This is a genomic window from Sporolituus thermophilus DSM 23256 (assembly GCF_900102435.1).
Taxonomy (GTDB): Bacteria; Bacillota; Negativicutes; order Sporomusales; family Thermosinaceae; genus Thermosinus; species Thermosinus thermophilus.
This window is the reverse complement of sequence record NZ_FNBU01000007.1, coordinates 46,677-59,897: the sequence shown is the minus strand read 5'-3', so window position 1 is coordinate 59,897 and position 13,221 is coordinate 46,677. Positions and strand designations below refer to the sequence as shown.

Below are 13,221 nucleotides of genomic sequence, written 5' to 3'. Positions count from 1 at the left end.
TTTTCCGTTGCCATCTTTTCACCTGGTAATATTTATGATAAAATTCGATATTGTAGATTGCGCATAGACAGGTAAATCCGTGGTTTATAATAACACCGATTAGGAGGAGATGACAGATGGAGTTGTGGATTACCGAAAGACAGACCAAGAACCTGGGGCTGACCTGCCGGGTGAAAGAGGCGCTGTTTACCGGCAAGTCGGAGTTTCAGGAAGTTGTCGTTGTGGATACTTATGAGTTCGGCCGGATGCTGGTCTTGGATGGAGTATTTCAGACCTCTATCTTTGACGAGTTTGTTTATCATGAAATGATCGCCCATGTGCCCCTCTTTACCCATCCCAATCCGAAAAACGTGCTGGTCATTGGCGGCGGCGACGGCGGCACCATCCGCGAAGTGGTTAAGCATCCTTCGGTCGAGCGGGCCGAAATGGTGGAAATCGACGGACTGGTCGTTGATGTCTGCAAAAAGTACCTGCCGGAAATCAGCGAGGCGTTAATCAATAACCACCCGAAAGTACATCTGAAGATTGACGATGGCATCAAGCACATGAAAGAAGCGGAAAACTTCTATGATGTTATCATAGTTGACTGCTCCGACCCCATTGGTCCCGGCGAAGGCCTGTTCACTTACGAATTCTACAAAGATGTCTACAAAGCGCTCAAAGCCGACGGCCTGTTCGTGCAGCAGACCGAATCGCCTTTCTTCCATCAGCCCCTGATCAAACGCCTGTGGAAGGACATTTCCTCCCTGTTCCCGATCACCCGTTTGTATCTAACGCAAATTCCCCTCTATCCCGGCGGCACGCACTGCTTTACCATCGGTTCCAAGCAGTATGATCCGCTCAATGTTGATACTGCCAAACTGCCGGAACTGAACACCCGGTACTACAACCGCGATATTCAAAAAAGCTGCTTTGTGCTCCCCAATTTTGTCAAAGAACTGCTTAAATAATAAAAAAGCGCTCTTGCGCTCTTTAGCGCGAGGGCGCTTTTTGCACGTTATACCAGGTTTTCCGGATTTAGGCCGGAGAGTTCGGGCAGGACAAACCGCCCGTCTTTACGCACCAGCCGATCGTCAAACCAAATTTCGCCGCCGCCGTACTCCGGATTTTGAATACAGACCAAATCCCAGTGAATGGCCGAACGGTTGCCGTTGAAGGTCTTGTCGTAGGCGTTGCCGGGCGTGAAGTGAAAGCTGCCTTTAATCTTTTCGTCAAATAGGGTATCTTTCATCGGTTTCTCAATATAGGGATTAACGCCCAGCGCGAACTCGCCGATATACCGGGCGCCTTCGTCAGTGTCAAGAACCTTATTAATTTTTTCGGTATCATTGGCGGTAGCCCGGACGATTTTGCCTTCCCGGAACTCAAAGCGGATATTTTCGTAAGTGACGCCCTGGTAGACGGCAGGGGTGTTGTAGGAAAGGACGCCGTTGACCGAATTGCGGACCGGCGCCGTATATACCTCGCCGTCGGGGATGTTGCGGAGGCCACAGCACTTAACGGCGCCGATGCCCTTAATCGAGAAGGTGAGGTCGGTGCCGGGGCCAATGATGCGCACTTTGTCCGTCTTTTCCAGAAGGGCGACGAGGGGATCCATCGCCCGGCCCATGCGGGCATAGTCAAGGTTGCAGACTTTAAAATAGAAGTCTTCAAAGGCCTCGGTACTCATGTTGGCCAGTTGGGCCATTGCGGCGTTGGGGTAGCGCAGGACACACCATTTGGTGTTGGGGACGCGGATATCAATATGGACAGGTTTAGACCAGTGTTGCTGATAAAGCTGCAATTTCTCCGGTGGCACATCGGATAGTTCGCTCACATTGTCGCTGGCCCGAATGCCGATATAGGCGTCCATTGCCTTCATCCGTTCGCCTTCCCACTGGCCAATCAATTTGAGTTGCTCGGCGGTGGCGCCGCGCAGCAGCGTCCGCTGCAGGGTGTTGTTTTTGAGGGTGACAAAAGGCAGCGCTCCGGCGGCATAAGCTTCGGCGACGAGCGCCTTGGCCAGCGGCAGGGCATTGTCAAAGACTTCAATGAGAAGTTTTTCGCCTGGTTTAAGATCCGTAGAATAGGTTATAAGGTTATGGGCTAGCGTCGCGATTCGCGGATCCAATAGAGGTTCCTCCTTTGCATGGCAAATAAATTTCCTGTAATATAATCTTTACCATTAGGCTAAATTATTCCTGTTTTGGATTGTAACAGGAAAAAACGGCCTTTACCCGAATATTATGAAATACATCTACTACTTACTACTTTCCGCGTTCCGCTTACCACTATCAGGAGGTGACTGTATGGCCAAATTTAACGTCTATGTAACCCGCCGGATACCGGATAAGGCGCTGGAAATTTTACGCCAGCGCTGCCAGGTGGAAGTCAATCCCGAGGACCGCGTCCTGACGCGTGACGAGTTGTTAGCCAAGGTGGCCGGCCGGGATGCAGTACTATGTCTGCTTACCGATACGATCGATGACGCCGTACTGGCGGCGGCCGGCAAACAGTGCCGCATTTTTGCCAATTATGCCGTCGGGTACAATAACATTGACGTGGCGGCCGCCACCAAGCGGGGCATTTTTATCAGCAACACCCCTGATGTTCTTACCGCCGCCACAGCTGACATGGCCTGGGCGCTCCTCTTCGCCGTAGCGCGGCGGGTCGTGGAGGGCGACAAGTTTACCCGGGCCGGTAAATTCCACGGTTGGGGGCCGCTCTTGATGCTTGGGCAGGAGGTAACAGGCAAGACGGTGGGTATTATTGGCGCCGGCCGGATTGGCGCCGCCTTTGCCCGGCGGGCCAAAGGTTTTGACATGAAGATTTTGTACACCGGCCGCTCCCGCAAGCCGGACTTTGAACGGGAAACAGGCGCTACTTACGTTGACTTCGATACTCTGCTGCGGGAAGCCGATTTTATCTCGCTCCATGTGCCGCTTACGCCCGAGACGCACCATTTGATTGGCGAGCGGGAGCTCAAGCTGATGAAGTCTACGGCCATCCTCATTAATACGGCAAGGGGGCCGGTGGTCGACGAAAAAGCGCTGGTGGCGGCGCTGCGGCAAGGTGAGATTTGGGGAGCCGGTCTTGATGTCTTTGAAAACGAGCCTGCGTTGGCGGAGGGCCTGGCTGAGCTCGACAACGTCGTCATCCCGCCGCATTTAGGCAGTGCTACTCTAGAAACGCGCACCAAGATGGGGCTCGTCGCGGTGGAAAACATTCTTGCCGCTCTGGACGGCCGGATGCCGCCCAATTGTCTTAATCCCGAAGCAAGAAATTTCCAGTAAAAATTTTGTCCTTCGCCCTCTTGCATTTTTGACGGAGATGTCATATAATACATTATGTCGTTGTTCCTCGATAGCTCAATGGTAGAGCACTCGGCTGTTAACCGAGTGGTTGCAGGTTCGAGTCCTGCTCGAGGAGCCAATTAGGGCCCGTTGGTCAAGTGGTTAAGACACCGCCCTTTCACGGCGGTATCAGGGGTTCGAATCCCCTACGGGTCACCACTATATGGGCGATTAGCTCAGCTGGGAGAGCGCCTGCCTTACAAGCAGGATGTCGGCAGTTCGATCCTGTCATCGCCCACCAAAAAGAAAGCGCTGGACGTGTGTCCAGCGCTTTCTTTTTGGTAGACTTGCCTGCTGCAATGGGTAATGTCCCTCAGGGCATAATAAATACTATGTGCGAAAAAACGATTCATGGCAGGTAATTTGAGAATATTGGCGAAATATGTCAATTAAAGGAAGTGTTAACTGCCATGAATATCCGCTCCTGGGATTTTTGGGCTCGCATATTGACGATTGTGGTCGTCACCGCAATTATCGTTGGTCTAGGTGCCGCCTATTTTACCGCCAAGTACCGGGCGTTGGTGGCCGAGCAGCGCAGCAGCACGCGGCAGGTGGCGAATGATTTGGAACTCAACTTCAATGGCCGCTTGCTGGCGCTTAATTTATTGGCAACCGATCCCGACATCCGCAGCCTGGATCCGAACCGGGTTAGGCCCAAACTAGGTCAGGCCATGCAGGTTCTAGAATTTTGTCGTATGGGCCTAGCAGATTTGCATGGGAATGTGATAGTCGATGGGCGTGACGCCCCGATTCGCATCCCTGATCCGGTCAGTTTTTCTGCTGCTGCACAAGGTAGGCTCGTTATTTCTGACCGTATAACTGTTAATGGCTTAGAAGACGCGTTTGTCAGCTTGCGTGTCCCGGTTTTTGACGATAATGGCCACGTCATAGCAGTATTGCTGGCCGGTGTTGCGCTGGATGAAGTGGCGAAAATCGCGGGGATTGCGCCGGTTAAATCCCAACATTATATTTTTGTCATCGACAGTGCCGGGCGTTTTTTGTATCATCCCCGCATCAAAGAAATTTACCCGGAAAAACATGAATTAACCATTAGCGGCCAGCGTTTTTTTGTCCCGGGTGACGGTTATGTTGTTGCCAGTTCTTATTTGGATGATCTGGAAAAACTATTTGTGTTTACGACTGTCAAAAATACCGGTTGGCGCGTGGTGATGGCGACGCCGATTGCGGAGGTATATGCCATTCTTTTACGGGATTCCCTGCCGACCATAGGCGTATTGTGTCTGATCGGGGTGTCGCTGGGGCTGATTTACGGCCGCGTGCGCCAGGCGCGGCGCTACCGAGAACTGGTGGAAGCGATGCGGCTTGAGCGGCTAGCCAGTGTCGGCCAGCTTGCCGCCGGTATCGCCCATGAAATCCGCAATCCGCTTACATCGGTTAAGGGCTTTATCCAGTTAATTATGGTAAGGGGCGAACGGCCTGTTCCCCGCGAGCATCTGGAAATTATTCAGGTCGAGATTGAGCGCATCGAAAAGCTTATCCGAGAATTTCACCTATTGGCCCGCCCGCCGCAGGTGCCGCAATTTGCGGCAGTGAATTTACGGAGTGTTTTAAATAACGTGATACTGCTGATGGAAAGCCTGGCGTTGGGCAAGAATGTTGCCCTGGAGTTTATGCCCGGCGAGGATGTGGCGGTTTGCGGCGACGTCTCGCAGCTCAAGCAGGTATGGATAAATCTGGTGCGCAATGCTATCGAGGCGGCCCCTAAAGGCGGCAGCGTCTATATCGCCCTCCGCACTGACGGAGACCGGGCCGTCGTTAGTGTGACCGACAACGGTCCTGGTATCCCGGAAGATATTTTGCCGCATCTTGGCACTCCTTTTTTTACGACGAAAGCGGAGGGCACCGGTTTAGGCCTGTCGGTATGTTACTCTATCGTCCAACGCCACGGCGGGAGCATCCGGGTCGACAGCCGGCCGGGCGAAGGCGCTACTTTCACTGTGCAGCTGCCGCTTGCAAACAATACGGCCTGCATATGAGCCGCGACCGGCAGGGAATTTAAGGGCGGTGTGGCGAAATAAAAAACCGCACGGAAAGCGTGCGGTTTTTTCGCGCTTAGAACCCGAGCTCTTCGCCGATGATAACGATGTTGATGTCAGTGAGGCTTGGTTTTTTGCGCAGCACGGTAGTAATATTGCAGATGCGGGTCGGGCCTTGGCAGTCCATGCAAGTACCGGTTTGAACGCACGGATTGGGCCGGTTGAGACGTTTATTGTTAGGCGGAGCGGCGTAAAGTTTGATCCGGCTTTCCGCCTCTTGCACGTCGCGGACGATTTTGTTTACACCGGCGATGACGATGACTTTTTTAGGGCCAAACATCATGGCGGCTACGCGGTTGCCGGTGCCGTCCACATTGACGAGTTGGCCGTCCAGGGTCAGTGCATTGGTGCTGGTGAAGAAGACGTCGCATGTGAGTTCTTTCCGTCTGAGCTCTAGCGACACTTCCGGACTGAGACCGGGCTTATTATGATTATAGACGGTATGGCCGCGCTGTTCCAGCATGTCGTCGAGGCCCAATTCCCGGATTGTCCAGGAGCCGCCGATACCGACGGTAGCTTCGGCCGGCACGAGGGACAGAATGTAGTTGATGGCTTCCTGCCGGTTCGGAAAATAAACGGCATTGAAGTTATTCTTTTTGAGGGCTTCCACTACCCTGGCCGCCAGGGTGTCGTGATGCCAAGTTTTGAACTCTTTCATTCGGACTTACCTCCTTACTGTCTTGTATAATTCATTTTCTTCGACACAGACTAAATTTTACCTTTTTGCTAAGGATGAGGTGACGGCGATGGATGCAAAAACGCGGCGGGAAAAATTATTGACCATGCTAAAACAGGCGGCGGCGCCGGTGACGGGAACGGCTCTGTCCAGGGAACTTGGCGTTAGCCGGCAGGTAATCGTAGGGGATATTGCCATTTTACGCGCCGCGGGACAGGAAATTTATGCCACGCCGCAAGGCTATCTTGTTCCGGTGGCCAATCCGCGGTCGGCAGTGACGGCCAAACTGGCCTGCCGGCACGGCCGGGACAGCCTGGCGGAGGAACTGGCCATCATTATCGACCATGGCGGCAAGGTGCTGGATGTTATCGTCGAACATCCTTTGTATGGTGAGATTCGGGCGAATCTGATGCTGGCGTCGCGGCGTGATTTGGCGGAGTTTTTGCGGAAGTTGGAGGAAAGCGGCGCCAAGCCGCTGTCGGTGGTTACCGGCGGGGTGCATCTGCACACGGTCGAGGCGCCGTCGCCCCAGGTGTTGGCGGAGATTGAAGGCGCCCTCAGGCAGCAGGGAATATTGCTTAGTTAGGAAGGAGATTTGTCGTTTATGGAACTGGAAACAGGGACGGCGGCCGGCGGCGTCAGCCGGCGTATAGTAGCCGATCTGTCGCTGCTTTTTGTTACTTTGATCTGGGGAACTACTTTCGTGGTAGTAAAGAACGCGTTGGCCGATATTGGCCCTTTTTGGTTTGTAGGCATCCGGTTCGGCCTGGCTTTTTTGTTTTTGGCGGTACTGTATCACCGGCGGCTGCTGGCCGCCTGGCGGAGTCACGCCCGCCTCGCCGGTCTTATCGGTTTGGTTCTGTTTGGCGGCTTTGCGCTGCAGACGATCGGTCTAGAGTACACGACAGCAGCTAATTCAGGTTTTATCACCGGTCTTTCCGTTATCCTTGTTCCCGTTATTGGCCGCTTCTGGGGGCAAAAGGGCCCCGGACCGGCGACCGTGGCGGGGATTATCAGCGCTGTTTTAGGTTTGGGGCTGCTCACGCTCAGCAGCGATTTCCGGTTTAATGTCGGCGACGTCCTTACTTTGCTGGCCGCCGTGGCATTCGGCGCCCATATCGTCATGGTCGGGCAATATGCGCCGCGCGGGGACGCCGTTGTTTTGGCCATTCTCCAGATCGGCGCCGTTGCTGCCGCCGGGCTGGCCGGCGGTTTTGCTTTCGAGCCGGTCCCGGCCGTTTTCAGCCGCAAGGTATGGGTTGCCCTGGCGGTAACGGCCATTCCCGCTACGGCGGTGGCGCTCGTGGTGCAGAATACCATGCAGCGCTTTACCACCGCCACCCGGACGGCGATTATTTTTGCCATGGAGCCCGTTTTTGCCGGTTTGGCCGCCTATCTTCTGTTGGGGGAAATACTGACCGTGAAACAGATTATCGGCTGCGTTCTCATCGTAGCCGGCATGATTATCAGCGAATTAGGCTAGGCGGGTTAAGCGGGAGTAGCAGCGGGTTACGTGAATACAAGCTCTTTTGCCTGGGAAATAGGCCACCTCCTAATTTTTTACCAATATAGAAGTACTTTACTATAGCGTACCCCTCTTGTTACTTTACGGAATAAGGTTTATAATAATTACAACTGTCAAGACAGATGTAATTACAAATGGAGGGGTCACTGTGGATATTGTCAGCCGTCTCGAACAAGTGCCTGTTAGCAAGTTTCATTATAAGCTGCTGGTAGCGACCGGCCTCGGCTGGATGTTCGACGCCATGGATACCGGTCTTATCGCTTTTGTTTTGCCGGCGCTCGCTAAGGCCTGGGGGTTGTCGCCGGCCCAGATGGGTTATATCGGGAGCGCCGGGCTGGTTGGGATGGCCGTAGGGGCAGTGCTATCCGGCTTTGCCGCCGACCGGTACGGCCGCAAAAAAGTTTTTGCCGTGACACTGCTAATTTATAGCATTGCCACCGGGCTGTGCGGTCTGGCCTGGGATTTTACATCGCTGCTGGTTTTTCGTTTTTTGGTTGGTTTTGGTCTGGGCGGCGAATTGCCGGTGGCGGCGACGCTGATGACCGAATACTCGCCGCCGGCGGCGCGGGGTAAGTTCATCGTTTTGCTGGAAAGTTTCTGGGGACTGGGGTGGCTGGCGGCGGCGCTGATTGCTTATCTGTTTATTCCCTTTTACGGTTGGCAGGCTGCATTTTTCATCGGTGCCTTGCCCGCCTTGTATGTTTTTGTTATCCGTTTGGCCGTGCCGGAATCGGTGCGGTATCTCCTGGACAAGGGACGGCTGGACGAAGCTCATGCCATCGTCAGTGGCCTTGAAGCGGCGGCCGGCGTGACAACGGCCTTTGCCCCGACGGCGCCGAAAGCGCAGACGGTTCGGCAAGTAATGTTTGCCGAACTGTGGGCGCCGCCCTTCTTACGGCGTACTGCCATGCTTTGGCTGCTGTGGTTCGGTATTGTTTACTCATATTATGGCATTTTTACCTGGCTGCCATCGCTGATGACGGCCCAGGGATTTACCATTATCAAAAGTTTTGAGTATGTGCTGATAATGACCCTGGCCCAGCTGCCAGGCTATTTCAGCGCCGCTTATTTGGTGGATCGTATCGGCCGCAAGGCGACACTGGCGTTGTATTTGGCGGCCAGCGCCGCCGCCGCTTTTGGTTTTGGTTATGCCAATACTCCCTGGGCGCTCATTGTGTGGGGGAGCCTGATGTCTTTCTTCAATTTGGGCGCATGGGGAGTAGTATATACTTATACGCCGGAGCTTTATCCAACCCGCATTCGCGCGTTTGGCTCGGGCTGGGCGGCGGCCGTGGGCCGGTTTGGCGGTATCCTGGCACCCACCATTGTCGGTTATATGCTGGGAGGAGGCGCCGCTTTCGCCGGAGTGTTCACGATGTTCACGGCTACCATGCTGTTTATTGCCACTATTGTTTTAGTGTTGGGCGAAGAAACGCGCCGAAAATCGCTTGATGAAATTAGTGGTTAAAAACGTCAGAATTTGCATCTGTTATTAAGAACAAGTAATAAAATTAGGGATAAGTCCCAAATTTTTTTACTTGAAATTATCTTTAAATTCTGATAAAATGAAACCACAAACGACGTGAGAGGGTGGTGCAAAACATGAATGTTACGCTCAAAGATGTGGGGAGTTTGCTGATTTACAGTATCGGCACCGCCTTGGTGCTAACCCTGGCCGTTATGAGCCTGCACTAAAACAACGCTAGCTGCTGGCCGCGTCGCTGGACGTGGCTTTTCTATTGGGCCTTGTTTATTGATTTTGCTTGACTGGAAATGTTATAATATTAATGTATATACTCCGAAAGGAGCCGTTTGGGTGATTACGACTATTTCGTTTATCATTGGTTTTATTGCTGCTTATTGGGTGTATAACGACGCCAGAAGCCGCGGTCATGAATTAGGCACGGCCTTGTTGTGGTCCCTGGGAACGCTGGCTATGCTTATTGTCTTCCTCCCGTTATACCTGCTCATTGGCCGAAGGCAAGTCATGAAAACTACCAAGCGCCAAGAGCCGGTCATTGATGTGGAGGCTACACCGGTAAACGACCAGATCCATTGTCCGATGTGCGGCGCCAAGGTCAAGGAAGATTATAAGGTTTGTCCTTACTGCAGTTATACACTAAAGCCCAAGTGTGAGGCATGCGGCCGTGAACTCAGCCGTGAATGGCGCACTTGCCCCTATTGTCAGACTCCGGCTGCGCCTAAGTAATCTACTCCCAAAAGTTTACACAAAAAAGTTACAAAAAAACATTAGACAATACCGGTTATTTATGATATAATCATTTCTGTCGCTGAACACAACACCATGCGCCCGTAGCTCAGGGGATAGAGCGCCGGCCTCCGGAGCCGGGTGCGCAGGTTCGATTCCTGCCGGGCGCACCAGAAAGCGCATAAATACTGGGTTGGAAGGCATTCCAACCCAGTATTTTGTTTTTCTAGGCATTCAGCTTCTTTTCATTACTTTCGATAATCCATTGGTTAACTAATTGTATTGCATGTATATGTGTGTACATTGCAAATAAATACAAAAAGGTTGCTTGCAAATTACATAGGAAGTGGCAGGAGAACGTTTTCTTTCGGTTTGAATTAATGACTGGACTCCGGCAGTAGCTAAAAGCAGCGGCCAATCCGCATCAGCGCCAGGAAGCTTTTTTCCGACATTAGATAACGCACCTCGTTGTTCATAGTGACATTTTATCAAGATAATCTACAAGGTGACATATCACAAGATAATCACATTTTAATAATCCGGCTATTGACATTTGTTTCAATATATCCTATAATCTGCTCAATTACAAAAATATAAGGCATACACCTCTTATCCAGAGTGGTCGAGGGACTGGCCCGATGACGCCCGGCAACCGGCTTTTATAAGCAGTGGTGCTAATTCCAGCAGGAGAAATCCTGGAAGATGAGAGGAAAGGTGCGCGTGTACAAAACCCCCTTTCCTCTGGAAAGGGGGTTTTTGTATGCCGGTGAAAGGAGAAGAAGGAAATGCATTTGCCAGACAACCTGAAAATTGCCACTTTGGCCGTTCATGGCGGCCAGACTCCCGATCCCGCCACCGGGGCCCGGGCTGTGCCTATCTATCAGTCGACTTCTTACAATTTCCGCGACAGTGATCACGCCGCCGCTTTGTTTGCCTTGAAAGAAACGGGCAATATTTATACGCGGATAATGAACCCTACAACCGACGTATTGGAAAAGCGTATGGCCGCGTTGGAAGGCGGGGTGGGCGCGCTGGCTTTCGCCTCCGGTCATGCGGCGATCGCTGCCACTATTTTGAACATTGCTAAAGCCGGCGACGAAATTGTTAGTTCCTCCGCTCTTTACGGCGGAACGTATAACCTTTTTCTGTATACTCTGCCCAGGCTGGGTATAACTGTTAAATTGGTAGACCCTAGCGACCCGGAAAATTTCCGGAAAGCCATCACACCAAGGACTAAAGCTGTCTATGGGGAAATTATCGGCAATCCCGGGCTTGGGGTACTGGATATTGAAAAAGTCGCCGCTATAGCCCATGAGAATACCATACCGCTGATTATCGATAATACTTTTGCCACTCCTTATTTATGCCGGCCTTTCGATTTCGGTGCCGATATCGTAGTCCATTCGGCAACGAAATTTATCGGCGGTCATGGTACGACGATGGGCGGTATCGTCGTCGACGGCGGTAAGTTTAACTGGGCCGCAGGCAACTTTCCGTTATTGAATGAGCCTGATCCCAGTTATCATAACTTGCGCTATTCTCAGGAGTTTGGCCCCATGGCCTTTATTATTCGCCTGCGGGTGCAAGTTTTACGCGACCTTGGCGCCTGCATCAGCCCTTTTAACAGTTTTCTGCTGCTTCAGGGACTGGAAACGCTGCACTTACGGATGGCCCGTCACAGTGAGAATGCCCAGACTGTGGCAGAATACCTTGCCGCACATGATCAGGTAGCGTGGGTCAACTATCCCGGTCTTCCTAGCCACCCGCAGCATGACTTGGCGCAAAAGTACCTGGCAAAGGGTGCGGGAGCCATCCTGACGTTCGGCATAAAAGGCGGTCTTGCGGCCGGCAAAAAGTTTATTGACAGCCTTAAGTTGCTTTCCTTGCTCGCTAACGTTGGCGATGCCAAATCACTGGTTATTCATCCCGCCAGCACCACTCATTCGCAGCTTACATCAGAGCAGCGCGCCAGTGCGGGAGTGCCGGATGACATGATCCGTCTTTCCATAGGAATTGAAGATGTAAGCGACATAATTTACGACCTTGAGCAGGCCCTGGCGGCGGTCCAAGCGCTTTAGATGGGGAGAGTTTGCTCTATCCTTATAGTTGGCGGTAGGAGGTGGATGGTGTTTTGCGTCCATTTCTTAAGTATGCGAAAGTGGCTGACCCGGACAATCCTCTCGTACTGACCATGGGTGGAACACTAACCGATGTTACCGTGGCTTATGAAACTTACGGGACACTATCGCCCAACCGGGACAACGTAATTTTGGTGGCCCACGCCCTGACTGGCGACAGCCATGTGGCGGCCCACGACGACAAGGACGAAAAAGGTTGGTGGGACGCATTGGTAGGACCGGGACGGCCGATAGACACCAACCGTTTCTTCGTTATTTGTTCCAATGTTCTGGGTGGATGCCGGGGAACGACGGGGCCGTCCTCGCCGGACCCGGCGACCGGGCGGCCGTACGGCATGCGGTTTCCCGCCATTACCATACGGGACATGGTCCATGTCCAGAAACGGCTGTTAGAGCAACTTGACATTTACCGGCTGGCCTTGGTAATCGGAGGATCCATGGGCGGGATGCAGGCTTTGGAATGGGGGGTCACTTATCCCGGATTTATGGATGGTATAATAGCCATTGCGGCTCCCGGTTATTCTTCCGCCCAGTCCATAGCCTACAATAAAGTGGCGAGGGAAGCGGTGATGCTCGACCCGGCCTGGCGGCAGGGTGATTATTATGGTGGCGCCGGCCCGCAAATCGGCCTGTCGATCGCCCGCGCCCTGGGAATGATTACCTACCAAAGCGAGCCGTCAATGGCCGCTAAGTTTGGCAGGAGAATGCGCGGCGGTCAGTTCGAAGTGGAAAACTACCTTGACTACCAGGGGATTAGCCTGGTACGCCGGTTTGACGCCAACTCCTACCTTTATTTGCTAAGAGCCCTTGACCTTCATGACCTTGGTGCCGGTTATGCGTCTTATGAGGCAGCCCTGGCCAGGATTGAAGCTCGTGTCTTAATCGTAGGGGTAAGTTCCGACATTTTGTATCCGGCTTATCAGCAACAGGAGCTGGTTGAAGTCCTACGCCGCCTCGGCAAGGCTGCGCGGTATGCCCAGATTGACAGTCCCCATGGACATGACGGGTTTTTGATTGATTTTGACGCGTTAAGCCCAGTTTTGTCGGACTTTATCAATACGATAGCGCCGCCGGTCCGCTTGCCCTGGGCACAGTCTTTTTTCCGGGCATCAAGTCTGGCCTATTTTGGCGCCCGGCTGGTTCCCGAGTTTTAAATTCCTAAAAATTATAGAATTGCTTTAAACTGCTCGATTAATAATTCTATTCTTTTTTCAGTATTAAGAACAAGCGGCGACCATGCAAGACGTGGCTTCGGCCAGTAGCACTCTGGCGCAAATGGCGTAA

General features: G+C 52.7%; 11 protein-coding genes, 4 tRNA genes and 1 riboswitch. Of the genes, 13 read left to right on the top strand and 2 right to left on the bottom strand.

From position 1 onward, the window contains the following. The first annotated feature begins 116 nt into the window (after positions 1–116). Complete coding sequence (gene speE, locus BLQ99_RS05855) at positions 117–950, top strand: polyamine aminopropyltransferase (RefSeq protein WP_093689061.1); 834 nt, start codon at positions 117–119, stop codon at positions 948–950. 47 nt (positions 951–997) lie between these two features. On the opposite strand, the gene BLQ99_RS05850 is transcribed toward speE, so the two are convergent. Continuing rightward, positions 998–2,110 (bottom strand): aminopeptidase, encoded by a 1,113-nt coding sequence (locus BLQ99_RS05850; RefSeq protein WP_171904606.1) that lies wholly within the window; start codon positions 2,108–2,110, stop codon positions 998–1,000. 178 nt (positions 2,111–2,288) lie between these two features. On the opposite strand from BLQ99_RS05850, the gene BLQ99_RS05845 reads away from it, so the two are divergent. From BLQ99_RS05845 to BLQ99_RS05825, 5 genes are all read left to right on the top strand, one after another. Then, entirely contained in the window at positions 2,289–3,272 is a 984-nt protein-coding gene (locus tag BLQ99_RS05845; protein ID WP_093689057.1) for a 2-hydroxyacid dehydrogenase, read from the top strand. A gap of 64 nt (positions 3,273–3,336) precedes the next feature. Beyond that, a tRNA-Asn gene (locus tag BLQ99_RS05840) sits at positions 3,337–3,411 on the top strand. Between the two features lie 5 nt (positions 3,412–3,416). Beyond that, positions 3,417–3,491: transfer RNA gene (locus BLQ99_RS05835), tRNA-Glu, on the top strand. A 6-nt stretch (positions 3,492–3,497) separates the two neighbouring features. Continuing rightward, positions 3,498–3,573: transfer RNA gene (locus BLQ99_RS05830), tRNA-Val, on the top strand. Between the two features lie 169 nt (positions 3,574–3,742). After that, positions 3,743–5,329, top strand: a complete 1,587-nt coding sequence (locus tag BLQ99_RS05825) for a sensor histidine kinase (RefSeq protein WP_093689055.1) — start codon at positions 3,743–3,745, stop codon at positions 5,327–5,329. Between the two features lie 76 nt (positions 5,330–5,405). Here the strand turns inward: BLQ99_RS05825 and BLQ99_RS05820 are convergent, their stop codons facing one another. Next, a complete protein-coding gene (locus BLQ99_RS05820) occupies positions 5,406–6,047 on the bottom strand; it encodes a lactate utilization protein (RefSeq protein WP_093689053.1) in 642 nt (213 codons plus the stop codon). A gap of 88 nt (positions 6,048–6,135) precedes the next feature. Here BLQ99_RS05820 and BLQ99_RS05815 point away from each other — a divergent pair, with 88 nt between their 5' ends. From BLQ99_RS05815 to metX, 7 genes are all read left to right on the top strand, one after another. Continuing rightward, the gene (locus tag BLQ99_RS05815) at positions 6,136–6,651 is read left to right on the top strand and encodes a transcription repressor NadR (RefSeq protein ID WP_093689051.1); all 516 of its coding nucleotides are present in this window, start codon (positions 6,136–6,138) and stop codon (positions 6,649–6,651) included. Between the two features lie 18 nt (positions 6,652–6,669). Continuing rightward, complete coding sequence (locus BLQ99_RS05810; RefSeq protein ID WP_093689049.1) at positions 6,670–7,548, top strand: DMT family transporter; 879 nt, start codon at positions 6,670–6,672, stop codon at positions 7,546–7,548. A gap of 190 nt (positions 7,549–7,738) precedes the next feature. Then, a complete protein-coding gene (locus BLQ99_RS05805; RefSeq protein ID WP_093689047.1) occupies positions 7,739–9,058 on the top strand; it encodes an MFS transporter in 1,320 nt (439 codons plus the stop codon). Positions 9,059–9,406: 348 nt separating this feature from the next. Further along, positions 9,407–9,799, top strand: a complete 393-nt coding sequence (locus BLQ99_RS05800; RefSeq protein ID WP_093689045.1) for a zinc ribbon domain-containing protein — start codon at positions 9,407–9,409, stop codon at positions 9,797–9,799. Between the two features lie 98 nt (positions 9,800–9,897). After that, positions 9,898–9,972 (top strand) — tRNA-Arg (locus BLQ99_RS05795). 433 nt (positions 9,973–10,405) lie between these two features. Continuing rightward, positions 10,406–10,508: riboswitch (SAM riboswitch) on the top strand. 76 nt (positions 10,509–10,584) lie between these two features. Further along, positions 10,585–11,877: a homocysteine synthase gene (locus BLQ99_RS05790; RefSeq protein WP_093689043.1), complete on the top strand. Its 1,293-nt coding sequence runs from the start codon at positions 10,585–10,587 to the stop codon at positions 11,875–11,877. 53 nt (positions 11,878–11,930) lie between these two features. Continuing rightward, positions 11,931–13,091, top strand: coding sequence for a homoserine O-acetyltransferase MetX (gene metX, locus BLQ99_RS05785; RefSeq protein WP_093689041.1), 1,161 nt, complete (start codon positions 11,931–11,933; stop codon positions 13,089–13,091). Positions 13,092–13,221 lie beyond the last annotated feature (130 nt).

Bases quoted from the DNA above. Each gene is read 5' to 3' on its own strand.
- speE (WP_093689061.1), top strand. From the start codon at position 117: ATGGAGTTGTGGATTACCGAAAGACAGACCAAGAACCTGGGGCTGACC.
- BLQ99_RS05845 (WP_093689057.1), top strand. From the start codon at position 2,289: ATGGCCAAATTTAACGTCTATGTAACCCGCCGGATACCGGATAAGGCG.
- BLQ99_RS05810 (WP_093689049.1), top strand. From the start codon at position 6,670: ATGGAACTGGAAACAGGGACGGCGGCCGGCGGCGTCAGCCGGCGTATA.
- BLQ99_RS05790 (WP_093689043.1), top strand. From the start codon at position 10,585: ATGCATTTGCCAGACAACCTGAAAATTGCCACTTTGGCCGTTCATGGC.
- BLQ99_RS05820 (WP_093689053.1), bottom strand. From the start codon at position 6,047: ATGAAAGAGTTCAAAACTTGGCATCACGACACCCTGGCGGCCAGGGTA.
- BLQ99_RS05815 (WP_093689051.1), top strand. From the start codon at position 6,136: ATGGATGCAAAAACGCGGCGGGAAAAATTATTGACCATGCTAAAACAG.
- BLQ99_RS05825 (WP_093689055.1), top strand. From the start codon at position 3,743: ATGAATATCCGCTCCTGGGATTTTTGGGCTCGCATATTGACGATTGTG.